This is a genomic window from Pantoea sp. C1E2 (assembly GCF_056491465.1).
Window position 1 is genome coordinate 314,720 of sequence record NZ_JBSZHT010000002.1, and the last position, 25,410, is coordinate 340,129.

A 25,410-nucleotide genomic window follows, 5' to 3' on the forward strand; every position below is an offset into this window, starting at 1 on the left:
GCTACCAGAGCGAAACCTTACGCTTTAATTAGCGCTTCGTAGCGCTCTAACAGGCAGCTCAAACGCTCAGTAGCGTCCCTGAATGGTTTGTCACGATAAAGACGATCAACGGCCTTATCCAACGCCTGATGGGCTTCCAAAAGGTCCTCAGGCATCTTCAGCGGGTCGTACAGCTCAGCCAACGTGCTTTCTGGATAATTTTCTCGCGTGAGTAAAACCGTTTTTGCCAATGCAATAAGAGACTTACGTTGTTCATCAGTCACATCAGGCCAAGGGAAGGTGTTGTATACGACTGTTGCTGAATAGCGATAATCGCTTTTTAATCGGCCAGCCACTAATCTCATCCAGTCGTTATGTATTAATGAAGTCAGAATAGCGAACTCATACAAAGTACCATTTGGGAGAATGTAATTTGCATTAGTAGAAATCACACTAGCATCATAAAAACCAATGGGGATATAAGTTCTACGTTCCGACGAAACACCGGGTATTAAAATGTAATCGCCAGTTGTGGGTTGGCGATTTTCATCAAAAGTATGGGGTGTGTTTGATTTTTTCTGAGTACTTAGTTTTGTGCTTTTTCGGCGCATTTCAGCCACTTTCTGTACCCGACTGTAAACGAGCGGCATCGACTGGAGTTCGGCATTGGCAATACCGACCAACCATAAGCACCAGCGATCATGACCATTGAGAAACTCATCAGAACCTAATACTTTTCTAACCCACATGGCTGCCTGGGGTTCCTGTTTGAGTAAGGTATCGCGTTCAGCACGATTCATCAGCAAATGTCCCCCATCGGTAGGTTTATTACCAAATAACAAAGGAGGAACACCATCTATCATCGGTTTGGTTTTCGCCAACACAGCCACATTATTGCCTTCAATCAGATAGGGGCTAATATTGCTCACTAACTTACTGTGCCAGCGCCCTTCAATTTGTTGGTAAAGTTGGCGAGTTTTGCTTTGTCCCGATAGTCCAACAATGATCACATGCACTGCTGCCTTATCACGAGCATTATTCGCCCATGTAAAAGTAGGGTAGGCAATGTGAATACTTAGTCCCAGCCCGAATACTGAAGGCCATAATGTTGCAACCTGCTCTCCCTGACATAGAGAATTTGTAGCCACCAGAGCCAACTCAGCACGGCTATTCTGGATATATTGCGCTCCCTTCCAGAACCAACAGGCAACAAAGTCCAAACCACCCAATGATTTGAAACCGCTAAATACCGCCTGCATATCAGCACGCTGTTCATCAGAACGTCCAGACGTTCCTAAAAAAGGTGGATTACCAATTATATAAACTTCATCATCAGCGCCCTTTGGACACACCGTTTGCCAGTCTGTTTGCAGGCTGTTGCCACTCCAAATTTTACCGGATGAACGCAACGGCAACGCTGGTGGTGCTGAACCAATATGTTCTTCCCACTGTTTATTTAACTGATGCTCTGCAAGCCATAGGGAAAGGCGGGCTATTTCACAGGCAAAATCATCGATCTCAATGCCGTAAAACTGGTCGAGATGGATACCGCTCATAAAAATGGATTGTGGATCGCATTGCAAAAGAGCTTGAATCACGTCCATTTCCAAAAGACGTAGTTCTTTATAGGCGACAATCAAGAAGTTCCCTGAACCACACGCAGGATCAAAAACTTTCATTTTCCCCAGACGGAGAAGCAACCGTTTGAGACCATTCGTATTTGTGTGTTGTTTTTCAAGCTCTGAACGCAATGGTTCAAGAAATAATGGTTGTATAACCTTCATGATATTGCTGTATGAAGTGTAATGCTGCCCTAAACGGCTACGCTGCTCCACATCAATCACGGCCTGGAACATACTGCCGAAAATGTCAGGGTTAATCTCGCTCCAGTCCATTGCACTGCATTCAAGTAAGATACGTCTACCTTTCAACCCCAACTCTGGAACAGGCTCATCACTGGCGAATAAGCCACCATTAACATACGGGAATGCGGTTAAATGAATCGGAAGTGACAGGCGTAATTTACTATTCGGTTTGCTGTTCATCACGGCAAACAGGTCTGTCAGAAACTGATCTAAATCACTGCCATCTTCGGCGGTGTAGCTCTTAACTGCGGAAGTAAACTGACCTTTTTCAAAGATGCCTGTGTCTTCGGCAAAAAAGCAAAACAACAAACGAGTGAGGAAAACATTAAGCGCGTGAATATCTTCTGCTTTACTTAAATCATTACGCTCCTTGATAAGATCAAACAGCTTTCCCATCTTCTCAGCGGCTTTCACATCGGCCGGGTTTTCACTATTGAGAATAGCCTTCTCCAACCCTACCAGCGGTAAGAAAAAACCGTAGTTACGTGGTAACTCTTCAAACTCAATATCGAGACGTTCCTGTGTCAGTGTGTCCCAGGCTAAAAAGCGAACAAAATTTGTTACTAGAACAAAGCGGATCTTATTTTTTGCAACAGCCGCGTCGGCAACACGTTGCTCAAAAGCAGATTCAAGATCATCAGTATCCGCCACTGGCTGGTAGTAGAGTTTATTTTTTAATGCAACGTGTGCTGGCTCTTTCGCAACATTACGTGCCCCACCTTGCCGAATCTGACTCAGCGTAGCTTTAGGGAACTCAAAGGCAGTTAAAAAGCCGTAAATAAATTCGCCTTGCTCAGGATTTTCAACAAGTTGTTCGAGCTGTTCAAAAATCTTCGCCTGATTAACTGCCATTGCTATTCCTTAAAAACTAAAGTGCCCGTAAAGGATTATGCACTCATTCTACCCGAAGGAAACTTTATCAAGCAGTTCCAATACATTACCCAAAATATATCAAAAAAATAAAAAAACTCTTGTTATCCTCCTACCACCTTACGGTGGTAGGCTTAAATCAGCCATCTTTACATCTAGGTGGCTGCTATCTTGATCTATGCTGTTTGCCTAATCGACTCTTTGATTACTTCCCGGCTTTTATGCAACTCACCTATATAATCTGCGTACCACTGCATCATCTCCCTACGGCCATCAAGATATTGTGCATGGTTGTATGTTCCGCGAATGGCGTTCTTATCAACATGCGCAAGCTGCGTTTCAATCCACGCTGAGTTAAAGCCCTGCTCATGCAGAATAGTACTCATTGTGTGGCGGAAACCATGCCCCGTCAGTCTGCCTTTATACCCCAGCAACTCAATGACTTGGTTAATGCTTTCTTTACTGATCGGCTTGCGAGGATCATTCCTGCCAATAAACACCAGGGGGTGATGTTTTGATATCGGCTCAAGTTGCTTAAATAGCGCAATGACTTGCTCTGATAGCGGTACAATATGGGGCCGCTTCATTTTCATCACTTCCGCCGGGATCTCCCACAATTTTGTCTCAAAATCGATATCCTCCCAGCGTGCGAAACGCAGTTCTTGCGTGCGTACACCGGTTAACATAATGATTTGAGTGGCTGTCTTCGTGATGATACTGCCGGTATAACCCGCCAGATCGTTGAGGAAGTGAGGAAGTTCATTGGCAGTAAGGAAGGGGAAGTGTACTTTTTTCGGCGTAGCTAAAGCGCTGGCAAGATCGGGGGCGGGGTTGTAGTCAGCCCTACCAGTGACAATTGCATATCGATATACCTCGCCACAGCGCTGGCGGACTTTGCGCATTTTCTCCAGCGCTCCACGTTTCTCCATCTTACGCAGTGCTTCCAGTAGCTCCATTGGTTTGATTTCGGCTATAGGACGTTTACCGATATAGGGGAAGATATCTTTCTCAAAGGTGTCGATGATTTCATCACGATAGCGTAATGACCAGCGATCGGCTTTAGTCTGATGCCACTCGCGAGCAACGGCCTCGAAAGTGTTTTTCAAACTCATTTGCTGGGCCACTTTCTCTTCTTTCTTTACTTCACCCGGATCACCTCCAGCAGTGAGAATTTTTCTGGCTTCGCTGCGTTTTTCGCGCGCGTCGGCCAGTGAAACATCGGGGTAGACGCCAATAGACAGCATCTTTTCTTTACCGGCGAAGCGGTACTTCATTCGCCAGTATTTGGAACCATTAGCGTTAATCAGCAGATACATACCGCCGCCATCAGCCAGCTTATAGGGCTTTTCTTTTGGCTTCGCAGTTTTCACTTTAACATCGGTCAGCGCCATGACATCCTCCGGCTTTTGATGAATCCAACTTCCTGGGGGGATTTCCGCCAGTAACCGACCTGATACCCCCAATGCACCCCTTGTATAGCAAAGATGTCTTTAAAACCCCTTGTTATATCTCGCATTTTTATCATTATGGGGGTGCCGATATTTTAAGAGGGAAATGACACCCCCGAATGCACCCCCAAAAACCGCTTGATGCAGGTTGAGGCTGGTTGACCTCAGGATACAAAGAAGGCTTGATATATAAGGGATTACAAGGGGTTTTGTTGACGTCGGGAGAGTTCGGTAGAGGCAAATTGGCGGAAGATCACAGGAGTCGAACCTGCCCGGGACCGCTGGCGGCCCCAACCGGATTTGAAATCCGGCCGCCTCACCGGAGACGACGATCTTCCTTTGAAGATGCCGCGCAATTATAGCCATAACCCAGCGCGAAATCTTGATCTTACCCGTGCGCTACAGCACGTTCTCGCCGTGAAGTTGGCGATATTCCTTGGGTGTGCTGGCGTAGCTCTTCTTAAACACCGAATAGAAATACTGCAGCGACGGATAGCCGCACATCTGCGAAATCTCATTGATGTTCAGCGACGAAGAAGCCAACAGCTCGCGCGCTTTTTCCAGCTTTTCACGGTGAATCATGGCGTGAATGGTATCGCCGGTCTCATCCCGAAAACGCTTTTCCAGATTGGATCGTGACATGCCAATCGCATCCAGCACCTGTTCCACCTTAATCCCTTTGCAGGCATTGAAACGAATGTAGTGCATGGCCTGAATCACTGCGGGGTCGTTTAGCGAGCGGAAATCAGTGGAGCGGCGGGCAATCACTTTGACGGGCGGCACCAGAATGCGCTGCAGCGGTAAGGATTGCTTGTTCAACAAACGATGCAGCAGCTTCGCGGCTTGATAGCCCATCTGGCGCGTGCCCTGCGCCACAGACGAGAGCGCCACGCGGGAGAGATAGCGCGTCAGCTCTTCGTTATCGATGCCGATCACCGTCAACTTCTCTGGCACCGGAATTTTCAAATGCTCGCAGGCTTGCAGCAGATGGCGCGCACGCGCATCGGTGACGGCGATAATACCGGTTTGCGGCGGCAGGGTTTGCAGCCAGTCGGCGAGGCGGTTCTGCGCGTGCTGCCAGTTTTCCGGAGCGGTTTCCATGCCCTGATACACCACGCCCTGATAACGTTCACGCATCACTAACTGGCGAAACGCCTGTTCGCGCTCCTGCGACCAGCGTTTGCCGCTGGCTGCCGGTAAACCATAAAACGCAAAGCGGTTGATGCCTTTCTCTTTCAGATGCAGGAAAGCACTCTCTACCAGCGCGGCGTTGTCGGTGGCGATGTAATGCACCGGCGGATAGTCCTGCGGCTGATGATAGGAGCCGCCAACGCCGACAATCGGCACTGGCACATTCGCCAGCAGCGTTTCAATCGAGCTGTCGTCGTAATCCGCGATCACGCCATCACCCAGCCACTCGCGGATGTTATCAATACGGCAGCGAAAATCCTCCTCAATGAAAATATCCCAGTCGGTTTGCGAAGCCTGCAAATACTCGCCAACGCCCTCGACCACCTGGCGGTCATACACCTTGTTGGCGTTGAACAGTAACGTAATGCGGTAACGTTTCTCATGCATGGTGGCGCGTCCCTTTAAACCCTCAGCGCATTGCATAGCACGGCGGCAAGGAGAGCAGAAATGGTTTGCGCCACAGTGTGATCGCCCACGCGATTACACCCGGCGACGCGTGGCAGTATCCATCCACACTGCCAGCAGCAAGATGGCGCCTTTCACGATGTACTGCCAGAAGGTCGGGACATCCATCATGCTCATGCCGTTATCCAGCGAAGCCATGATAAAGGCGCCCATCACCGCACCGGCCACTGAGCCCACACCGCCCGCGAGGCTGGTGCCGCCAATCACGCAGGCTGCAATCGCATCCAGCTCAGCGATATTCCCGGCAGAAGGCGAACCGGCACCGAGACGCGAGCTAAGGATCAGCCCGGCAATCGCCACCATCACGCCGTTGATGGCGAAAACGGCCAGCTTGGTGCGGGCCACGTTAATGCCGGAAAGTCGTGCGGCATCGATGTTGCCACCAATCGCGTAAATCCGGCGGCCAAAGGCGGTGCGCGTCGCCATAAACATCCCCGCCAGCAACAGCAGTGCCAGCAGCAACACCGGGGTAGGCACGCCACGATAATCATTCAGCAGCCAGATCGCACCCAGCACCAGCACGGCGGTGATCGCCTGACGCGCTACCGCACCCGTTGCTGCCGGTTGGGCCAGCCCTAACTGCTGACGACGCAGACGCAAGCGCCACTGCCAGAGAATAAACAGCGCCAGCCCAACAAAACCAAAGCCGAAGCCCACACCGCCCGGCAGATAACTTTGCCCGATTTGTGACATCGCCGGGCTGGTTGGGGCAACGGTGGTGCCGTCGGTGATCCCCACCAGGATGCCGCGAAACGCCAGCATGCCCGCCAGCGTGACGATGAATGAAGGCACTTTGCGGTAAGCGACCCACCAACCGTTCCAGGTACCGAGCAGCAGGCCCATAACCAGCGTGACCACAATGGTGAGCGGAAGCGGCCAGCCCAGCCAGACATCGAAAATCGCCGCGGCACCGCCGAGCAGGCCCATCATTGAACCTACTGACAGATCGATCTCGGCGGAGATAATCACAAACACCATGCCGACTGCCAGAATGCCGGTGATCGCCGTCTGGCGCAGCAGGTTCGAGACGTTGCGCGGACTCAGCCAGGCGCCGTCGGTAGTCCAGGTGAAGAACAGCGCGATCATCACAATCGCGCCCAGCATCACTAAGACTTGCAGATTGAATCGCGGAAATTTACCCGGGGCGGGCTTGCCAGGCGTGCCCGGCAGGCTTTGCGTACTCTCAGTTTTAAGCATAATGTTCACTCCGCAGAGCGGCTTCCATCACCTGCTCCTGAGTCAGATGGTTGTTAATCAAATCGGCTTTGATTTGCCCTTCGTGCATCACCAAAACGCGATCGCTCAGGCCCAGCACTTCGGGCAGCTCGGACGAAATTACAATCACCGCGATACCCTGTTGCACCAGCGCGTTAATCAGCAGGTAAATCTCCTGACGTGCGCCGACATCAATGCCACGCGTGGGCTCATCAAGGATCAAGATTTTGGGGTTGAGCAGCAGGCACTTAGCCAGAATGGCTTTTTGCTGGTTGCCGCCGCTGAGTCGTCCAATCGCTAATTCCGGTGAGGACGTTTTGACGCGCAGGCGGCGAATGGCATCGTTGATCGCCTGCTGTTCGGCGGCTTCATCCAGCGTAGAAAGGCGATGGCTAAATTGATCGAGAGCCGCCAGCGTGATGTTTTTGCCCACCGCCATCAGCGGCACGATGCCATCTTTTTTTCGATCTTCCGGCACCATGGCAATGCCGTGGGCAATGGCTTCGCGACAGTCATCGATCTTAACGGGCTTGCCGTTTATCGAAATCTCCCCCTGCCAGCGACCGGGCCAGACGCCAAACAGGCACTGTACTGTCTCTGTACGACCGGCGCCGACCAGCCCGGCAATACCGAGAATCTCACCACGCTTCAAACTGAACGAAACGTTATTCACCCGGCGCACATGGCGATTAACCGGATGCCAGGCGGTGAGGTTCTTCACTTCCAGTATCGTTTCCCCAATCTCATGGGGCTGATGGGGATAGAGGGCCGTCAGTTCACGGCCCACCATCATGGTGATGATGTCGTCCTCGCTCAGACCCGCCGCCGGGCGTGTGGCGATATGCTGCCCGTCGCGGATCACGCAAATGGTGTCAGAGATGGCTTTCACTTCATTGAGCTTGTGAGAGATGTAGATGCAGGCAATGCCGTGTTCGCGCAGGTTGTTGATGATGCTGAGTAACACCTCGGTCTCCTGCTCGGTGAGTGAGGAGGTCGGTTCATCGAGAATCAGGAGTCGCACCTGCTTGTTAAGCGCACGGGCAATCTCCACCAACTGCTGCTGGCCCAGCCCCAGATCGCCCACTTTGGTATCGGGCGAGACATCCAGCTTCACCCGCGCCAGTAGCTGTTGGCAGCGCAACGTCATGGTTTCATCATCCACCATGCCAAAGCGGCCCAACTCAGCACCGAGGAAAATGTTCTCCATCACTGTGAGTTGACGCACCAATGCCAGCTCCTGATGAATAATCACAATGCCTTTGCGTTCGGTGTCGCGAATGGTTTGGGCCTGAATCGGATCGCCGGCAAAGTGAATCTCACCGTCAAAATCGCCGTGCGGATAGAGTCCGCACAGGATTTTCATCAGCGTCGATTTGCCAGAGCCATTTTCGCCGCACAGTGACATCACTTCGCCCGCCTCAAGCCGCAGGCTGATGTCGTCCAGCGCTTTCACCGCGCCGAAGCGCTTAGTGATGTGGTTCATTTCCAGCAGCATCGCTGTTTCTCCCTCGCAGCTGGCGCTTAGAGATCGCTTTGTTTGTGGAAACCGTCTTTCACCACGGTGCTTTCGATATTGTCTTTATTCACCTGAATCGGTGTCAGCAAGCGCGACGGCACCTCTTTCAGGCCGTTATTGAGCGTGCTATTGCTGCTGGGCTTTTTGTCATCGCCGAGTTCCACGGCAATTTTGGCGGCTTCAGTGGCGAGTTCGGTAATCGGCTTATACACCGTCATGGTTTGTGTGCCGTTCATGATGCGTTTGATGGCGGCCAGGTCGGCATCCTGACCCGAAATTGCTACCTTACCTGCCAGACCTTGCGCACTCAGCGCCTGAATGGCCCCGCCTGCCGTGGCGTCATTGGAGGCGACGACCGCATCAATGTGATTGCCGTTGGCTGTCAGCGCATTTTCCATGATTTTCAGCGCGTTCTCGGGTAACCAGGCGTCCACCCACTGATCGCCAACCACCTTGATGCTACCGTTATCAATATAGGGTTTTAACACCTTCATTTGTCCGGCACGGAACAGGCGCGCGTTATTATCCACTGGCGAGCCGCCCATCATAAAATAGTTACCCTTAGGCACCTGTTTCACAATACTTTCAGCCTGCAATTCGCCGACTTTTTCATTATCGAAGGAAATATAAAAATCGATATCAGCGTTATTTATCATGCGGTCATATGCCAGCACTTTAATGCCTTCGCGTTTGGCTTCCGCCACCACATTACTTAATACCTGACCGTTGTAAGGAATGATCACCAGTACATCGACACCACGGTTAATCATATTTTCTATTTGCGACATCTGAGTTTCTTCATTGCCGTTGGCCGACTGGACAAAAACCGTGGCACCCAGCGACTCGGCTTGTTTAACAAAAATGTCGCGATCTTTCTGCCAGCGCTCGAGGCGTAAATCATCGATCGCCATGCCGATTTTCACTTCTTTCGCCACACCGGCATGGCTGAACAGGGCCAGCGCAGCGCAGACGGCTAACAGCGTGTGTTTCATTTTCATCATGGTCATCCTGTAGGTTGAGGCTATTGTCGTTGTAAGGCTATGAACCAGGCGGATGAATTGTTGCCCTGAGTTTCAGGCAACATCAATTACTGATTTTTATCCTGCTATTACGTTTTTTTGTTTATTTCCTGTTTTATGATCGGGGTCTGAATTTGCTGTTTTTTGCGAGCGTGCGCACAATTAATAATTATCTTAATTTGAGTGTGAAATATCGTAATTGAGCTTAATGCCAACCCCTTAGCAAAATAATGATTCACTGCTGACCATTCGGGTCTGATGCTAAGGAGCAAACCATGCACGCTTATTTCGACCAGATCGATCGCGTTCGTTATGAAGGGGCCAAATCCACCAACCCACTGGCGTTTCGTCACTACAATCCCGACGAAGTGATCCTCGGTAAAACCATGGCGCAGCATCTGCGCTTTGCCGCGTGTTACTGGCACACCTTCTGCTGGAACGGCGCGGATATGTTTGGTGTCGGGGCGTTTGATCGCCCGTGGCAGAAAAATGGCGATGCGTTACAGCTGGCGAAACAAAAAGCGGACGTGGCCTTTGAGTTCTTCCACAAACTGAATGTGCCGTATTACTGCTTCCATGATGTCGACGTCTCACCTGAAGGCGATTCACTGTACAGCTACCGTGAAAATTTTGCCGCCATGACCGACAAGCTGCTGGAAAAACAGCAGGAAACCGGCGTGAAGCTGCTGTGGGGCACGGCGAACTGCTTTACCCATCCTCGTTACGGTGCCGGCGCGGCCACCAGTCCTGATCCGGAAATCTTTGCCTGGGCCGCCACGCAGGTGTGCAGCGCGATGCAGGCCACACAGACGCTGGGCGGTGAAAACTACGTGCTGTGGGGCGGACGCGAAGGTTACGAAACTCTGCTGAATACCGATCTGCGCCAGGAGCGTGAACAGATTGGCCGTTTTATGCAGATGGTGGTGGAGCATAAACACAAAATCGGTTTCCAGGGCATGTTGCTGATAGAGCCGAAACCGCAGGAACCCACTAAACATCAATATGACTACGATGTGGCGACGGTGTACGGCTTCCTGAAACAGTTTGGTCTGGAGAAAGAGATCAAAGTGAACGTCGAAGCTAACCACGCCACGCTGGCAGGGCACTCGTTCCATCATGAGATTGCGACGGCGATTGCATTAGGGATTTTTGGATCGGTGGATGCTAACCGCGGTGATGTGCAGTGCGGCTGGGATACCGACCAGTTCCCTGTCAGCGTGGAAGAGAATGCGCTGGTGATGTACGAGATCATCAAAGCGGGCGGATTTACCACCGGCGGCTTAAACTTTGATGCCAAAGTGCGCCGTCAAAGCACCGATAAATATGACCTGTTCTACGGCCATATTGGGGCCATGGACACCATGGCGCTGGCGCTGAAAGTGGCCGCGCGCATGGTGCAGGATGGCGAGCTGGATAAACGCGTGGCGCAGCGTTATAGCGGCTGGAATGGTGAGTTCGGCCAGCAAATTTTGAAAGGCGAGTTTTCACTGGCGTCACTGGCCGCGCATGCTCAGCAGCAGCAATTGAATCCGCACCACCGCAGCGGACGCCAGGAGCAGCTGGAAAACCTGGTGAATCACTATCTTTATGATTTCTAATTCCTTCAGGAGCTAAACATGGTTATCGGGATCGATTTAGGCACCTCTGGCGTCAAGGTGGTGTTGCTGGATGCGCAAGGGCACGTCATCGCGGTGGAGACCGCGCCATTGCAGGTGTCGCGTCCGCAGCCGTTGTGGAGCGAGCAGGATCCCGAAAGCTGGTGGAGTGCCACGGATAAGGCGATGCAGGCGCTGGCGCAGCAGCACGATCTTAGCGGCGTGAAGGCCATTGGTCTGAGCGGCCAGATGCATGGCGCCACCTTGCTGGGTGCCGAAAATCAGGTACTGCGTCCGGCGATTCTGTGGAACGACGGGCGCAGCGGTGAGCAGTGTCGGGAACTGGAGCAGCGCGTGCCCAATTCGCGCCAGATCACCGGTAACCTGATGATGCCGGGCTTTACTGCGCCCAAATTGTTATGGGTGCAGCAGCACGAACCGGACGTCTTCGCACAGGTGGCGAAAGTTCTGCTGCCCAAAGATTACCTGCGCTGGCGTATGAGCGGTGACTTCGCCAGCGACATATCCGATGCAGCCGGCACGATGTGGCTGGATGTGGCGCAGCGCGACTGGAGTGATGAGATGCTTAGCGCTTGCGATCTGAATCGCAGCCAGATGCCTGCGCTTTATGAAGGCGACCAGATCACTGGCACCTTGTCGCCAGACGTCGCTGCACGCTGGCATCTGAACGCGGTGCCGATCGTCGCGGGCGGTGGCGATAACGCAGCGGGTGCAGTGGGGGTTGGCATGGTGGCGCCGGGTCAGGGCATGCTGTCACTCGGCACGTCCGGGGTGTATTTCCTGGTGAGCGACGGCTATCTCAGCAATCCGCAGCGTGCGGTACACAGTTTTTGTCATGCGCTGCCCAACCGCTGGCATTTGATGTCAGTGATGCTGAGTGCCGCATCCTGTCTGGATTGGGCAGCCACGCTCACCGGCTGCAAAGATGTACCCGAGCTACTGGCGGAAGCGGAAAAAGCCAGCCGTGACGCGGCACCGATCTGGTTCCTGCCTTATCTCTCCGGTGAACGTACCCCGCACAACAATCCACAAGCTCAGGGCGCATTTTTTGGTTTAACTCATCAACATGGACGTCCTGAGCTGGCGCGCGCGGTGCTGGCCGGGGTGGGCTTTGCGCTGGCAGAAGGCATGGAAGCGGTGCATGAGTGCGGGGTGCAACCGAATACCGTGATGCTGATTGGCGGTGGTGCGCGCAGTGCTTACTGGCGGCAGATGCTGGCGGACATCAGCGGATTAACGCTGGATTATTGCCATGGTGGCGAAGTGGGACCGGCGCTCGGTGCGGCACGTCTGGCGCAGCTGGCGATTGATCCACACTGCGAGTGGCCCGCGCCGGAATTGGTGCAGCGTCATCAGCCGGATAGCGCACGTTATCAAGCCTGGCAGCCGCAGCGTGAAAAATTTGCGCAGCTGTATCAGCAGCTTCAACCGCTGATGTCCTGATTCGGTTAGGTGATGGCCGGATTAGGTCGTGGTTTTTATATTTTTTTCGCTATGATGGGCAATTCGGGTGTGTTTTATATGGCCTGAATTGTCCTTAGCGCTCTCCCTTCAACAGAAGGCGAAGACATTCATAAAGGCTGAGGCAGCAGCAACGTTACGTCGGCCTTTGGTCAGTCCTTCTCCCTGATGAAGAGGCTGTGGGCAAAATACATTACCCCATCTGGAGTCTTTAATGCCGCAGCCTGTTTATTTCCTGGTTCTTCCTGGTGTGATGGCGCTCGATCTCACTGGCCCGGCGGAAACCCTGCAACTGGCGGATGGCTTCTTTGCTCTGCATTACATCGGCCCGCAAGCCAGCGTGCGCTGCTCCACCGGCATGACGATTGCGGATATTGCGCCACTTCCTGAGCGGCTACCCAATAACAGTCTGCTGGTGGTGCCCGGCGTGTATGACTCCAAAGTCTGGTTCGACACGGCACCTGCCGCCGCCGCGCGCGACTGGCTCCGTTCACAACAGTCCGCCATCCTGTCTAAACGCATCACATTAGTTTGCATCTGTTCCGGGGCGCTGCTCTCGGCGCAGGCCGGACTCCTGAATGGCGTGCAGTGCACCACCCATCATGATGTGTTACCGCGACTCAAAGCCGCTGCTCCCGCCGCATTAGTGAAAGATAACCGCGTGTTCGTGGAAGATCATGGTATCTGGACCAGTGCAGGTATCACGGCGGGTATCGATCTGGCGTTGCATCTGATCAATCGGCTGTGCGGTGCACCCCAGGCACTAAAGGTGGCGCGAGAAATGGTGGTGTGGTTCCGACGTTCGGGTGACGATCCGCAACTGTCGCCGTGGCTGCGCTATCGCAATCACCTGCATCCCGCCATTCATCGTGCGCAGGACGTGATGATTGCCCATCCCGAACATGACTGGTCACTGACCGCGCTGGCCGATCGCGCGCACGTCAGTGAACGCCACCTGACGCGCCTGTTCCGCCAGCATCTGGGCATCAGCGTGCGCGAATACCATGAACAGTTGCGATTGGTGATTGCGCGCCAGCGCCAGCAGCAGGGCGAAGCGGCAGAGAAAGCCGCGCTGGCGGCCGGATTTTCCTCGGCACGCCAGCTGCGTCGTGCGCATCAGCGCTGGGACGATCAACTCACCAGATGATGTTTATCCACGCGTTTTAACAACATCGCCAGCAGTAAGCTGCCGATCAGCGTAATGCCAAATACCCACGGCAGATCGATCCATGGACGAGACATATCGTCGTAATGGTTGGTGCGCAGATAGTGGATAAACAGCGCGTGGAAACCGTAAATCGGTAGCGAGTAGCGCGAAATCGTCCCTAGCATCGGCAGCGTGCGGCTGTTCAGTGCATTTTTGAACAGCACCAGCAAGCTGATGGCGGCGATAAACACCAACGGGCCGCAGTAGAGATACCAGGTATCGTTAAATGCCCCGTTGATCTCCAGCATCTGTTTGGTGCCTAACGCGATACCAACCCAGCAGGCGATAAAACCTAATCCCGCTAACCAACTGATGCCGCGTTTATCGGTGTCCATGCAGCCAATCGCCCGTCCCAGCAGCGCGTAAAGCAGGTAGTAAATGCTGTCACCGCTCACGTAAAGATTGACCGGCAGCCAGTGGAAGGGGCCAAGCGACTGACTTACGGTGTTGGGATTGGCCAGCACCGCCAGCACCACAACCAGCAATGCCACGTAGCGCGGCTGCACGCTTTTCACCTGAATCAATGGTGAAAGCAGGTAGATGCCGATGATGGCGAAGAAAAACCACAGGTGATAGAACACCGGTTTTTGCAGCAGCTTCAACAGCGAACGGCCCTCGCTGATCGGCGTCAGCCAGGTGATATAGGCCAGCGCCACCGCGCTGTAGAACAGCAAACACAGCACGATGCGCAGCAGATGCCGTCCTTGTGCGCTGCGTTCGCCAAAGAACAGATAGCCTGAAATCATAAAGAACAGCGGCACACAGACGCGCGACGCCGAGTTGAGCAGGTTCGCCACATCCCAGCTGAACCCCGTGACGGCCATCGGGCCGGTGATGTACCAGGTGGTGGTGTGAATGACGATCACCATCAGGCAGGCAACCGCACGCAAGTTGTCGATCCAGTGTATTTTTTGCGACATGGCTTCCTCGTCGGCAATACGTCCGTGCGAAGAAGGGTAGTCATAGCGTGATGCGTCAACAACCTTTGGGACTTAAATTCGGATCACTCTGGGTTAGTTAAGAGTGGTTTCCGTAGGGTGCGCATTTATGCGCACCGGATGACCAGGTCGCCATAAATGGCGACCCTACAATTTAATCGCGCACCAGAAACTTCTCGATCACCGCTTCGTTCGGCTCAACGCCCAGACCTGGCTCGCTCGGTAACCACGCATAGCCATCGGCGATGCGCACCGGGTTTTTCGCCAGCGAGCGGCTGATTTCGCCCGGTTCTACGCAATACTCCATCACCAGCGCATTCTCAATCGCACACAGGAAATGCAGCGACGCGGCGGTGTTGATGTCGGTGGTGAAGTTATGGTTACACACTTTGCGACCACGGCTGTGCGCGTAGCTGGCGATCTCCATCGCCTGAGTAAAGCCGGTACGCGTCAGATCGATCTGCACGATGTCGATACCGCCTTCATCAATCAGGCGCTGGAAGCCGACCACGGAACACTCTTGCTCACCGGCGGCGATGTGCTGCTGGCAGGCAGCAGACACCTGGCCGTAACCGGCGTAGTTATCCGGGTGCAGCGGTTCTTCGATCCAGAACAGATTGAGATGTTCATAGCGCTGGCTGCGGCGCACGGTGGTTTTGGCATCCCAGACGTGGCCGACATCCAGCATCAAATCCACGCTATCGCCCATCGCGGTGCGCAGCGCTTCCAGATAACGCAGATCCAGCGCTTCATCGGTGCCAAACGGCTCCCAGCCAAATTTCACGCCGGTGTGGCCGGTGTCGATGGCGTGCTGCGCGCGCGCCACCGTCTCTTCCACGCTGTACTGGAACATATTGGAGGAGTAAACGCGCATTTTGTCGCGCATCGCGCCGCCCAGCAGTTCAACAATCGGTTTACCCAGTGCTTTGCCTTTGATATCCCACAGGGCGATATCAATGCCCGCCATCGCCTGCAGCACCGCACCGCTGCGGCCGTAGTAGATGGTGGCTTTGTGCATCTTTTTCCACAGGCGGCCGGTTTCCAGTGGATTTTCGCCGATCAACAGCGATTTCAGGCCAGTGACCATGGTGTGCGAATAGGGCGCTTCGATGATGGCTTTGGTGACATACGGGCTGCCATCCACTTCACCCCAACCGGTGATGCCCGCATCGGTGGTGATTTTGATTAGCAGTGCATCCTGCGAACTGTCTGTGCGCTGCTCGATAACCGGCAGGCGCAGATAAAACGCTTCAACGTTGGTGATCTTCATCGTGGTTTTCCTGGTGTAAAGGCAATCAATAAAGCATCAGCCCACAGCGGAACGCTGCTGTCGGCGCTGCATAATCAAGGTCTCGTAATCCACATCCAGCGCCTGAATGCGGATGTGGTTTTCAATCTCACCGGTCATCTGTGTGATATCGCCTTCGGCGAACACGTTGATCAGCCGCTGGTGCTCTTCGATGATGTCGCTCATCGATTTGCCCATGGTGGAGAGGCCGAAAATCACCGTCAGCTGGCGCGCAATCGACTCCCACAAATTGCTCAATACCGGGTTGTGAGCGAAGCTGCACAGCGTGCGATGGAAATCGGTATCCGCTGAGGCAAAGCCATACACATCTTCGTTTTGCATCATGGTCTGCATCTGCGTCACACCCTGATACAGCTGACTGAGCTGCTCGGCACCGTTGCGTCCGGCTTCGATGGCGCGGCGGCAGGCCAGCGTCTCCAGCGGGATGCGCACATCGATAATCTGCTCCAGCCGCTGATGAGAAATCTCCATCAAACGGATGCCTTTATACGGCTCGCTGGTGACGATGCCCTGGCTCTCGAGAATGCGCAGCGCTTCACGGATCGGCACGCGGCTCATGCCGAGCTTCGCCACTAAATCCGGCTCAACGATGCGATCGCCGGGCAAAATCAGCCCACGTGAAGCGGCGCTGAGAATCGCGTCGACCGCGTGATCGACCAGCGTGCGCGGACGCGCGGCTTGCCAGTTGCCGTCTGTTGCGGCTTCCTGCGCCAGCGGTGCGCTGCTTTTACGGCTTGGGGTGGATGATTTTCCTGCCATGGTGATTGTCCTGTTTATACCTGTCGGGTCACGAACTGACCAAAGCCGGGTGCAACCTGCATCTGGTCATCCTGGAATACCGTGACACCACGAATCAGTGTGCGCACCACTTTACCCTGACAGCGCATCCCTTCAAATGCGCTCCACTTGCCAAGCCCCTGGAATTTCTCACCCTCAACGGTACAGCTCTGCTGCGCATCGATAAACACCAGATCGGCATCGAAGCCAGGTGCAATCGCCCCTTTTTTGCCCCACAGCTGGAAGGCTTTAGCCGGACCGCTGGCGGTTATGCGAGCAAACTCCGTGAGGGCCAGGCCGCGATCGATATGCGCTGCGCTGAAGAACATCGGACTTAATGTTTCAACGCCGGTTAGCCCCATGCCGGCGTCCCAGATGCTGGCTTCACCGGCTTGTTTTTGCGCTGGGGTGTACGGGCAGTGGTCGGAGGCGATCATGTCGACATCACCGCGCAGCAGCACCTGCCACAGTGCATCAACCACCGGACGTGGACGGATGGGTGGACCGCAGCGCGCATTCGGTCCAATGCGCACCAGATCGTCTTCATCGAGAATCAGATAGTGCGGACAGGTTTCGAAGCTGGCGCGTACCTTTTGTTTGGCGGCGACGATGGTTTCGGCGGCGCGCGCAGAGCTGACATGCACAATGTGGCAGCGTGCGCCGGTCTCTTCCGCCACCGCCAATACGCGACCCACGGCTTCGATCTCAGCGATTTCTGGCCCGGCCAGCGCATGGGCGCGCGTATCTTTGCGTCCGGCGCGGCGCAGTTCGCTGCCGGCACCGATCAGGATGTCGTGGTTTTCGGCGTGGACGCCAATCAAACCGTCAAAAGTGGCCAGTTCACGCATCGCACGCAGCAAGCCATCATCGTCGAGGCGCGGTAGGCCTTTCTCGTCGGTGGCTTCACCATTAGGAGCGCCGCTGCACAGGAAAGCTTTGAACGCCAGTGCACCGGCCTGATCCAGCGCCACTAACTCGTGCACGTTGCGGCCATCCAGTCCGGCCCACATGGCGTAATCCACCGAGCTGTTCTCCGCCAGCCAGCGCTGCTTGGCGGAGAAGTTCGCCAGTGTTGTGGCAGGCGGTAACGAGTGCGGCATCTCCACGATGGTGGTGACGCCGTGGGCGGCCGCCCCACGCGTACCTTCGCGCAATTCCTGCTCGGGAAAATCATGCGAACCGGTGAAATGGGTGTGAACATCAATCGCGCCGGGCACGATGATTAAACCCTGCGCATCAATAATTTCATCAACGCCGTCAGCGATGGCACCCGGCATCAGCAGGCCGCTGATTTTGCCATTTTCGATCAGCACATCGGCCGGTGCGGCGCGGGTTTCTGTCACCACCAGGCCATTGATAATGAGTTGTTTCATCACTCTGCTCCTGCTTGCGTGACCAGTTCGCGATAGGGTACGGGCTGAGAAGGATCCAACCAGCCAATAGCGCTGAGTAACTGGCTGAAGTGGTCAAACTCACCTGCTGGAATCAGGCAGTCTGGCGCGAAGACATGGGCTTGCTGATAAGCAGCTAAGCCGGTGATCAGCGCATCGCTTGGATAATCGGGATAAAAGTGCTGCACGCTCGCCGCCAGTGCTTCGGCATCATGGGTGGCTATCCACGCCAGCGCCTGCTGAATGGCGCGTGAGAAGGCAGCAAAGGCAGCGGCTTTCTCAATCAGCACATCGGCACGCGCGATATAGGCACTCCAGGGGACTTTGCCGCACAGCGTGGCGAGGCTGCTGATGCTGCTCAGCTGTCCGGCGGCAATCGCCGGTGCCAGCATATGCATGGCGTGCAGCGCATAATCGGCATCACCGCTGGCGACGGCCGCGAAATCGCGAGCCTGATCGCCGCTACCGGCAATCAACTCCACCTGATCCAGCAAACCGTGCTGTGCCAGCAGCCAGCGGAAAGTCAGCGTAGCCGTGCCGACGTTACCGACATCCAGCACGCGTTTGCCGCGCAAATCACTCAGCTGAAAATCGGGTTGAGCCTTTGCTGCCGCCAGAAACCACGGGTTGGCGGCAACCGAGGCGCAAAAGCACTGCAACTCAGCGCCGTGCTGCTGGTAATGCTTCATCACCACCATCGGGCCGCCCAGCGTGAGATCGGCTTCGCGGCTTAACACCGCAGGTACTTGTCCGCCCTGCACGGTGTGTCCGCCAGACGCGCTGGTGGTGAAAGTGACCTGCAACTGCTCGGCGGCGAAGAGGCCGAGGCTGTCGGCCAGATAGTGGGCGCAGTAATAGATGCGTGATTCGCTGGTATCGCCCTGATTGAAGATTAACGTCTGCATCAGCCGCGCACCTCCGTAACAAAACTGCCATTGAGCGCGGACATGTCGCTGACGCCACACCAGTGGCTAATAGCGGTGATTTCATTGATCCAGCCGGAGAGCAGATCGAACACCGCGCTTTCGCCACCGGCTACCAGGGCGCTGATGATCGGTCGCACGCTAAGTGATAGTGAGGCGCCCAGGCAACGTGCCACCACCGCATCGCTGCCGCAGCGCACGCCGCCATCCAGCAGCAGCGGCACGCGAGTGACGGCCTGCAAATCAGCGAGCTGATCCACTGGCGTGGCCCAGCGCGCACTTTGGCGCAGGCCAATATTCGAGGCGATGATGCCGCTGACGCCATGCTGTGTCGCCGGGGCCGCATCGTCATGATGCAAAATACCTTTTAGCCATAGCGGCAGTTTGTGTGCAGCGCAGTGTGCGGCGACTTCATCAATCTGCTGCCAGCGCCACACCGGAAACGCCGGTAAGGGTTCAACGCCCGGCTGCGTGCCGCCAACGGTGTGCCAGCCGCGTTGTTTGAGCGCTTCACCAATTGAGAAGCCACCCGGCTGCAAGCCCGGCACCGGATGCACCGGTGCCAGCACGGTGAGAACAATATGTTTGAATCCGGCCTGGGCGGCCTGATCGATCAAATCTTTGATGCGCCCGACATCACCCGCGGCGCGCAGCTGCAACCAGCAGCGGTCATACTCTGCGCCAATCTGCTCCAGCGGCGTCACCGTCTCTTCAGAGATCACCAGCGGCAGTTGCAGGCGTTTACAGGCGCGGGCAATCGGCAGCAATCCCTCTTCATGGAAGATGCGATCGCCAGCAAAGGCACCGACGCCCAGCGGCGCTGACCAGCTTTGATTGAGCAAAGTGGTCTGGGTGCTGATCCCCTCATTGCCCTGAAGCACGCGCGGTAGCAAGCGAAAACGGCGCAGCGCCTGCTGGTTAGCGTCCGGTTCGTCAGCGAGTGCATCGGCTGGCTGGCCTTGCATATAGCGGAACAGCGCATCGCCCAGGCGTTCACGAGCAGCAAGATCATGCGTTGGCATGTTGGGCCTCCGTGATTTTTTCATGTTCCATGAAGCTGGCGAAGGCAGGCGTTTTCGGATTCTGCAAAATCGAGGGCGGCCCTTCTTCAATCAGCGCACCGTTCTGCAGGAACACCACGCGGTCGGCCACGCCTGCCGCGAAGGCAATGTCATGGGTACTGATGATCATGGTGATGCCGGTTTGCGCCAGGCTGCGCATGGTCTGGTTCACTTCACGCACCAGCTCAGGATCGAGCGCCGAGGTCGGCTCATCGAACAGCAGGATTTGCGGTTCTGCGGCTAAGGCTCGGGCGATGCCGACACGTTGTTTCTGCCCGCCGGACAGTTCATGCGGCAGCGAAGCGGCGAAATCCTGCAATCCGACCATTTTCAGGGCACGCATTGCTTTAGCGCGGGCGATTTCGGGCTGAACACCCTGTACACGCAGTAGAATACTCATCACGTTTTCCAGCGCGGTCAGGTGATCGAACAGCGCGAAGTGCTGGAACACGATACCGATGCCGGATTTGGCACGGTTAGCTGGCAGATGACGCGCAGCCAAAGGGCGGCCATTTTCATCGCTACCCATAAAGTGGCCTTCGGTCTGAATAGTGCCGCTGCTGCGCGGTGTCAGCGCCAGAATCGATTTCAACAGGGTGCTTTTACCGGAGCCGGAACGCCCAAGCAGCACCACCACTTCGCCACGACGTACGGTCAGCGACAGTGATTTCAACACCGCTTTGCCCGCGTATTCGACGCACAGGTTGTCTACTTCCAGCACCGGTGCGGCGGTTTGCGTATCCCAGCGACGCTTCGGCAGCTGCATCGCCATCACGTCCGCTTCCGGCGGCAGTTTTGCCAACCGGGCACGGGCACGGCGCGCGCGCTCATCAAGGTTATAGAACTTCTCCAGCCACCACTGGCCGCCCGCCAGCAGCGTAGAGAGAATCAGGTAAATACCGCCCGAAGCGACCAGCACCGGAATAAACAGAAAGTTTTGCGACACGATGGCCTGGCCACGCATCGTCAACTCATTCACACCCACCACAGAAGCCAGCGAGGTGGATTTCAGCAGGCCGACGGTTTCATTACCCATAGTCGGCAGAATGGCGCGCAGCGCTTGTGGGATCACCACGTGGATCATCTCTTTGGTGCGCGAATAGCCAAAGGCCTGCGCTGCCATGCTCTGATCGCGATCGGTGGCCATAATGCCGCCGCGAATGATCTCGGCACAGAAGGCGGTTTCGTTGATCATCAACGCCAGCAGTGCGCTGGTGAACGGGCTGAAACGCAAGCCGAACTCCGGCAGCACGTTGTAGAGCAAAATCAACTGCAGCAGCACCGGCGTGCCGCGCAGCAGATAGATGTAAACTTTCACCGGCACACGGATAAACCAGTGCTTTGAGGTGCTGGCCAACGCCAGGAAAAAGCCGATCAGGATGCCGCCCGCTAATGCGCCAACCAGCAGTTGAACAGCGATGACGGCCCCTTCCCACAGATAAGGGAAGGTCAGGTACTTCAGAAAATCATCCAAGGCGTTATCTCCCTCAATGCGATCGTTTGGGTTGCCCTAAGGCTGCAACCCAATTGATCCGACTGAGTTTATGCATTAACCACGTGCAACAACCGGACGTTCAGCCGCGCTGCCCTGACCCCAGTAATCCAGCAATTTCTTCTGTGCACCGCTTTCCTGAATCACCTTCATTGCATCCATCACCGCGCCACGCAAAGTGGCGTTGTCTTTGGCAATCGGGAAGCCAACCATGATCGGCAGGTCAACGGTGAAACCGCTTTCCAGCGTTTTATCGGCTTTGGCGATAGCGATGGCGGAACCGGCTTCAGTCAGGTAGATATCGGCGCGACCGCTTTTAACTGCCTGGATGCTGTTGTCGGTGTTTTGCACCATCAACATGCTGACCTCTGGCTTACCGGCGGCGGCGCATTTGGCGCTCTGCTCAGGCACCAGCTTGTTGGCTTCGTAAGAGCCCGCAGCGGCGGCCACGGTTTTGCCACACAGGTCATCCACGGTGGTGATTTTCTTCGGGTTGCCCTTCGCCAGAATCGAACCATCCTGCACCTGCATTGAGGCCACGAAAGCGATCTGCTTCAGACGTTCATCGGTGACGTACAGCATTGGGCCGATATCGGCACGTCCGCTGGTGATCGAGGTCAGCAGCACGTTGAAGGAGCCCGTTTGATAGCTGTGTTTCGCACCGAGGCAGCTGCTGATACGCTCAAACAACGAAGGGTCGAGACCTTCAATAATGCTCGGGTCTTTTTCCGACGGCGCTTCAAAGCCTTTGGTGTAACCGCCGAGACCGACCACCAAATCCTTGCCTTTCAGCGACGGATATTTGGTTTGCAGTGCTTTGCACTGCGCCATGGCCGCGAAGTCGCTGGCCGTTGGCGTAATCGGATCGGTGCTGGCAGCATGGGCGCTGGAGAGCCCAGCCAGTAAGGTGCCGGTGATGCCAGAGATAAGGAGTGCGATGCGTGCAAATTTCATAATAAGGTTCCCCTGGTGCTGGTGAATGAGTAAGCGATGACCTTGTGTTTTATGAACGTCTTTACGGCTTTTTTTGGGTGCTGCGACTTCAATAACCTCTTGCGACATCAACCTGGTTGCGCAGTGGATGCCCACTGCGGAAACGCACCAGGTTGTCGATGAATACCTCAAGACAGCCCTCAAGATAGGCACTGTGATCGTCCAGGCTGCAGTGCGGCGTCATCACCACGCCGGGTGCGCTCCATAGTGCGTCATCCACCGGCAGCGGCTCTTGCGGATAGACATCCAGCACGGCACCTGCCAGTTCGCCGGCGCACAGTTTTTCGCGCATCGCGGTGTAGTCGAACACGGCGGCACGGCCGACAATCACGATGCCAGCGCGGGCAGGCAGCAGGTCGAGACGGCGACGGTCAAACAGCATTTCTGTCTGTGGCGTCAGCGGCAGCGTCGACACCAGCACATCCACCTGCGGTAACACTTCGTCGATGGCATCAATGCGGATACAACGCGCCACATCGGCATCGCACTGGCCGCTGCGCGTCACGCCAATCACGCGATAACCCTGTGCAGTCAGCAGCTTGGCCGCCGCCGCGCCGATACCGCCGACGCCGAGCAGCAGCACGGTTTTGCCGCGTGCGCAGCCACCGAACGTCGGACGCCACAAGCGCTGAGCCTGATCCTGCAGAAAACCGGGAATGCCAAAGTTGAACATCAGCGCGGCCATCAGAATGAACTCGGCGCCTTTATCGCCGTGAACGCCGGAGGCGTTGGTGAGCGTCACGCCCTGTGGCAGATGCACCAGCCACTGCTCAACGCCAGCGGACATCACCTGCACCCAGCCGAGGCGGGGTGCGGTGAAGGAATCGAGCGCCAGTTTGCGGCCGCTCCACAGAATATCGCTGGTGGCGAGGAAATCTGCGGTATGCGCAGAGTTGCTGTTTTCGCTCAGAGTAAAGTGACCGCACAGCTGTGGATGGGCATCCAACTGCTGTTGCAGGTGCTGCATGGTCAGATGTAATGCCTGCGGGGCGCTGGCGTCGTTTTCGATATGAATATGCATCAGCGCATCGCCGTCACTTCCATCTCGACCAGCAGGTCAGGATGGTTGAGTTGAATACCGACGGTGGCGCGCGCCGGGAAGGGGAACTGGAAGAACTCGCTGTAGGCGGCATTCATCTCACTGAAAGTACTGAGGTCGGTGAGATAGATCGTTACGCGCACCACGTTGTCGAAAGTCATCTGTGCTTCGCTCAACAAATCGCCGACGTTTTTCAATACCTGGCGCGTCTGGCTGGCGATGTCGGTGCCCTTGATCTCGCCGCTGTAGGGGTCAATCGCCACCTGTCCGGAGATAAACAACATCGGTTCGTGTAGTACGGCGGCGGAAAGCGGAGCCGGGCCCATTGGGCGGTCACTGGCATTCATTCCTGGATAAGCAATCGCGGTCTTCATGGTGAAATTCCAAGCAAAACTGTTTCACCGCAATTTCGTATACGATTATACAAGTGTCAATGCGCGATTTTTGACCATTGGGTCGAAAAGGTGATGTATATCACGTAATAGGATTTGATTATATTGTGGTTATTTAGATGAAAATTAAGGATTAATTTAATTTAGGTGAAAGGCGTGACCCTGCCTGATTGAATCGTATACGATTTTCTTATCACAGGGCTTTAACGGCTTAAACCGCGTCAAAATCACCTCCCGGCGCGCCAGGATTTCCGGCTGCACAATCCGCGGTCAAAGGGTATACTGTCGCACTCTTTTTTAATCGACCCTTATCGCGTACTCAACATGCAAAAGTTTGATACCAAGACCTTTCAGGGCCTGATCCTGACCTTGCAGGATTACTGGGCGCGTCAGGGCTGCACCATCGTCCAGCCGCTGGACATGGAAGTGGGCGCTGGCACTTCACACCCGATGACCTGCCTGCGCGCCATCGGCCCGGAGCCAATGGCGACCGCCTATGTGCAGCCTTCGCGCCGTCCTACCGATGGTCGCTACGGTGAAAACCCGAACCGTTTACAGCACTACTATCAGTTCCAGGTGATGATCAAACCTAACCCGGACAATCTGCAGGAGCTGTATCTGGGTTCACTGCAAGAGCTGGGCCTGGATCCGACCGTGCACGATATTCGCTTCGTGGAAGATAACTGGGAAAACCCAACGCTGGGTGCCTGGGGACTGGGCTGGGAAGTGTGGCTCAACGGCATGGAAGTGACGCAGTTCACCTACTTCCAGCAGGTGGGCGGTATGGAGTGCAAGCCGGTTACCGGTGAGATCACTTACGGTCTGGAGCGTCTGGCGATGTACATCCAGGGCGTCGACAGCGTTTACGATCTGGTGTGGAGCGATGGTCCATTTGGCCAAACCACCTACGGTGAAGTGTTCCATCAGAACGAAGTGGAGCAGTCGACCTACAACTTTGAATACGCGGATGTGGACTTCCTGTTCTCCTGCTTCGAGCAGTACGAGAAAGAAGCCCAGCAGCTGCTGGCGCTGGAAAAACCGCTGCCGCTGCCGGCCTATGAGCGCATTTTGAAGGCGGCACACAGCTTTAACCTGCTGGATGCACGCAAGGCGATCTCGGTGACCGAGCGTCAGCGCTATATCCTGCGTATTCGTACCCTGACGAAAGCCGTTGCTGAAGCCTATTATGCGTCCCGTGAGGCGCTCGGTTTCCCAATGTGCAATAAAAACAAGTAAGAGGCAG

20 protein-coding genes and 1 tRNA gene are annotated in these 25,410 nt (G+C 55.2%); 4 read left to right on the forward strand and 17 right to left on the reverse strand.

The features are described 5' to 3' along the window. Nucleotides 1–17 precede the first annotated feature (17 nt). The 7 genes from ACXI0A_RS01770 to xylF form a co-directional block, all read right to left on the reverse strand. On the reverse strand, nt 18–2,696 hold the full coding sequence (locus ACXI0A_RS01770; protein ID WP_415991642.1) for a DNA methyltransferase: 2,679 nt from the start codon (nt 2,694–2,696) through the stop codon (nt 18–20). Between the two features lie 194 nt (nt 2,697–2,890). Beyond that, nucleotides 2,891–4,105, reverse strand: a complete 1,215-nt coding sequence (locus tag ACXI0A_RS01775; protein ID WP_415991640.1) for a tyrosine-type recombinase/integrase — start codon at nt 4,103–4,105, stop codon at nt 2,891–2,893. Nucleotides 4,106–4,405: 300 nt separating this feature from the next. Beyond that, nucleotides 4,406–4,500: transfer RNA gene (locus tag ACXI0A_RS01780), tRNA-Sec, on the reverse strand. Between the two features lie 61 nt (nt 4,501–4,561). After that, nucleotides 4,562–5,740, reverse strand: a complete 1,179-nt coding sequence (gene xylR / locus ACXI0A_RS01785; RefSeq protein ID WP_224933689.1) for a D-xylose utilization transcriptional activator XylR — start codon at nt 5,738–5,740, stop codon at nt 4,562–4,564. Nucleotides 5,741–5,833: 93 nt separating this feature from the next. Next, a complete protein-coding gene (gene xylH, locus ACXI0A_RS01790; RefSeq protein WP_476150621.1) occupies nt 5,834–7,015 on the reverse strand; it encodes a xylose ABC transporter permease XylH in 1,182 nt (393 codons plus the stop codon). Further along, nucleotides 7,008–8,528: a xylose ABC transporter ATP-binding protein gene (locus ACXI0A_RS01795; RefSeq protein WP_476150620.1), complete on the reverse strand. Its 1,521-nt coding sequence runs from the start codon at nt 8,526–8,528 to the stop codon at nt 7,008–7,010. The genes xylH and ACXI0A_RS01795 overlap by 8 nt, the downstream gene beginning before the upstream one ends. 26 nt (nt 8,529–8,554) lie before the next feature. Next, nucleotides 8,555–9,547, reverse strand: coding sequence for a D-xylose ABC transporter substrate-binding protein (xylF, locus tag ACXI0A_RS01800; protein WP_224933692.1), 993 nt, complete (start codon nt 9,545–9,547; stop codon nt 8,555–8,557). Nucleotides 9,548–9,843: 296 nt separating this feature from the next. Between xylF and xylA the strand changes: the two genes are divergently transcribed. From xylA to ACXI0A_RS01815, 3 genes are all read left to right on the forward strand, one after another. Continuing rightward, nucleotides 9,844–11,166, forward strand: a complete 1,323-nt coding sequence (xylA, locus tag ACXI0A_RS01805) for a xylose isomerase (RefSeq protein ID WP_476150619.1) — start codon at nt 9,844–9,846, stop codon at nt 11,164–11,166. 18 nt (nt 11,167–11,184) lie between these two features. Continuing rightward, complete coding sequence (gene xylB, locus ACXI0A_RS01810) at nt 11,185–12,627, forward strand: xylulokinase (protein ID WP_476150618.1); 1,443 nt, start codon at nt 11,185–11,187, stop codon at nt 12,625–12,627. Between the two features lie 232 nt (nt 12,628–12,859). Then, nucleotides 12,860–13,792 carry a helix-turn-helix domain-containing protein gene (locus ACXI0A_RS01815; RefSeq protein ID WP_476150617.1) on the forward strand — a complete coding sequence of 311 codons (933 nt, stop codon included), beginning with the start codon at nt 12,860–12,862 and terminating at the stop codon, nt 13,790–13,792. Here the strand turns inward: ACXI0A_RS01815 and ACXI0A_RS01820 are convergent. From ACXI0A_RS01820 to ACXI0A_RS01865, 10 genes are all read right to left on the reverse strand, one after another. Next, nucleotides 13,777–14,772 carry an acyltransferase family protein gene (locus ACXI0A_RS01820; RefSeq protein WP_476150616.1) on the reverse strand — a complete coding sequence of 332 codons (996 nt, stop codon included), beginning with the start codon at nt 14,770–14,772 and terminating at the stop codon, nt 13,777–13,779. The two genes, ACXI0A_RS01815 and ACXI0A_RS01820, sit on opposite strands and share 16 nt — an antisense overlap. 172 nt (nt 14,773–14,944) lie before the next feature. Continuing rightward, nucleotides 14,945–16,060, reverse strand: coding sequence for a mandelate racemase/muconate lactonizing enzyme family protein (locus tag ACXI0A_RS01825; protein WP_058961141.1), 1,116 nt, complete (start codon nt 16,058–16,060; stop codon nt 14,945–14,947). Nucleotides 16,061–16,096: 36 nt separating this feature from the next. Then, complete coding sequence (locus ACXI0A_RS01830) at nt 16,097–16,858, reverse strand: FCD domain-containing protein (protein WP_476150615.1); 762 nt, start codon at nt 16,856–16,858, stop codon at nt 16,097–16,099. 14 nt (nt 16,859–16,872) lie between these two features. After that, nucleotides 16,873–18,249, reverse strand: coding sequence for an amidohydrolase family protein (locus ACXI0A_RS01835; protein ID WP_476150614.1), 1,377 nt, complete (start codon nt 18,247–18,249; stop codon nt 16,873–16,875). Continuing rightward, nucleotides 18,249–19,172 (reverse strand): ABC transporter substrate-binding protein, encoded by a 924-nt coding sequence (locus ACXI0A_RS01840; RefSeq protein WP_476150613.1) that lies wholly within the window; start codon nt 19,170–19,172, stop codon nt 18,249–18,251. The genes ACXI0A_RS01835 and ACXI0A_RS01840 overlap by 1 nt, the downstream gene beginning before the upstream one ends. Continuing rightward, nucleotides 19,172–20,212, reverse strand: coding sequence for an alpha-hydroxy-acid oxidizing protein (locus tag ACXI0A_RS01845; protein WP_476150612.1), 1,041 nt, complete (start codon nt 20,210–20,212; stop codon nt 19,172–19,174). The genes ACXI0A_RS01840 and ACXI0A_RS01845 overlap by 1 nt, the downstream gene beginning before the upstream one ends. Next, nucleotides 20,199–21,725 (reverse strand): ABC transporter permease subunit, encoded by a 1,527-nt coding sequence (locus tag ACXI0A_RS01850; RefSeq protein WP_476150611.1) that lies wholly within the window; start codon nt 21,723–21,725, stop codon nt 20,199–20,201. Before ACXI0A_RS01850 ends, ACXI0A_RS01845 begins: the two co-directional genes overlap by 14 nt. A gap of 75 nt (nt 21,726–21,800) precedes the next feature. Beyond that, a complete protein-coding gene (locus ACXI0A_RS01855) occupies nt 21,801–22,697 on the reverse strand; it encodes a transporter substrate-binding domain-containing protein (protein ID WP_476150610.1) in 897 nt (298 codons plus the stop codon). An 88-nt stretch (nt 22,698–22,785) separates the two neighbouring features. After that, complete coding sequence (locus ACXI0A_RS01860; RefSeq protein WP_476150609.1) at nt 22,786–23,757, reverse strand: NAD(P)-dependent oxidoreductase; 972 nt, start codon at nt 23,755–23,757, stop codon at nt 22,786–22,788. Beyond that, nucleotides 23,757–24,149 carry a Rid family detoxifying hydrolase gene (locus ACXI0A_RS01865; RefSeq protein ID WP_476150608.1) on the reverse strand — a complete coding sequence of 131 codons (393 nt, stop codon included), beginning with the start codon at nt 24,147–24,149 and terminating at the stop codon, nt 23,757–23,759. The genes ACXI0A_RS01860 and ACXI0A_RS01865 overlap by 1 nt, the downstream gene beginning before the upstream one ends. A gap of 342 nt (nt 24,150–24,491) precedes the next feature. Between ACXI0A_RS01865 and glyQ the strand changes: the two genes are divergently transcribed. Next, on the forward strand, nt 24,492–25,403 hold the full coding sequence (gene glyQ / locus ACXI0A_RS01870; RefSeq protein WP_034827699.1) for a glycine--tRNA ligase subunit alpha: 912 nt from the start codon (nt 24,492–24,494) through the stop codon (nt 25,401–25,403). The last annotated feature ends 7 nt before the right edge of the window (nt 25,404–25,410 follow it).

Coding starts and splice junctions, on each gene's coding strand:
- ACXI0A_RS01770 (WP_415991642.1), bottom strand. CDS start 2,696: ATGGCAGTTAATCAGGCGAAGATTTTTGAACAGCTCGAACAACTTGTT.
- ACXI0A_RS01775 (WP_415991640.1), bottom strand. CDS start 4,105: ATGGCGCTGACCGATGTTAAAGTGAAAACTGCGAAGCCAAAAGAAAAG.
- xylR (WP_224933689.1), bottom strand. CDS start 5,740: ATGCATGAGAAACGTTACCGCATTACGTTACTGTTCAACGCCAACAAG.
- xylH (WP_476150621.1), bottom strand. CDS start 7,015: ATGCTTAAAACTGAGAGTACGCAAAGCCTGCCGGGCACGCCTGGCAAG.
- ACXI0A_RS01795 (WP_476150620.1), bottom strand. CDS start 8,528: ATGCTGCTGGAAATGAACCACATCACTAAGCGCTTCGGCGCGGTGAAA.
- xylF (WP_224933692.1), bottom strand. CDS start 9,547: ATGAAAATGAAACACACGCTGTTAGCCGTCTGCGCTGCGCTGGCCCTG.
- xylA (WP_476150619.1), top strand. CDS start 9,844: ATGCACGCTTATTTCGACCAGATCGATCGCGTTCGTTATGAAGGGGCC.
- xylB (WP_476150618.1), top strand. CDS start 11,185: ATGGTTATCGGGATCGATTTAGGCACCTCTGGCGTCAAGGTGGTGTTG.
- ACXI0A_RS01815 (WP_476150617.1), top strand. CDS start 12,860: ATGCCGCAGCCTGTTTATTTCCTGGTTCTTCCTGGTGTGATGGCGCTC.
- ACXI0A_RS01820 (WP_476150616.1), bottom strand. CDS start 14,772: ATGTCGCAAAAAATACACTGGATCGACAACTTGCGTGCGGTTGCCTGC.
- ACXI0A_RS01825 (WP_058961141.1), bottom strand. CDS start 16,060: ATGAAGATCACCAACGTTGAAGCGTTTTATCTGCGCCTGCCGGTTATC.
- ACXI0A_RS01830 (WP_476150615.1), bottom strand. CDS start 16,858: ATGGCAGGAAAATCATCCACCCCAAGCCGTAAAAGCAGCGCACCGCTG.
- ACXI0A_RS01835 (WP_476150614.1), bottom strand. CDS start 18,249: ATGAAACAACTCATTATCAATGGCCTGGTGGTGACAGAAACCCGCGCC.
- ACXI0A_RS01840 (WP_476150613.1), bottom strand. CDS start 19,172: ATGCAGACGTTAATCTTCAATCAGGGCGATACCAGCGAATCACGCATC.
- ACXI0A_RS01845 (WP_476150612.1), bottom strand. CDS start 20,212: ATGCCAACGCATGATCTTGCTGCTCGTGAACGCCTGGGCGATGCGCTG.
- ACXI0A_RS01855 (WP_476150610.1), bottom strand. CDS start 22,697: ATGAAATTTGCACGCATCGCACTCCTTATCTCTGGCATCACCGGCACC.
- ACXI0A_RS01860 (WP_476150609.1), bottom strand. CDS start 23,757: ATGCATATTCATATCGAAAACGACGCCAGCGCCCCGCAGGCATTACAT.
- ACXI0A_RS01865 (WP_476150608.1), bottom strand. CDS start 24,149: ATGAAGACCGCGATTGCTTATCCAGGAATGAATGCCAGTGACCGCCCA.
- glyQ (WP_034827699.1), top strand. CDS start 24,492: ATGCAAAAGTTTGATACCAAGACCTTTCAGGGCCTGATCCTGACCTTG.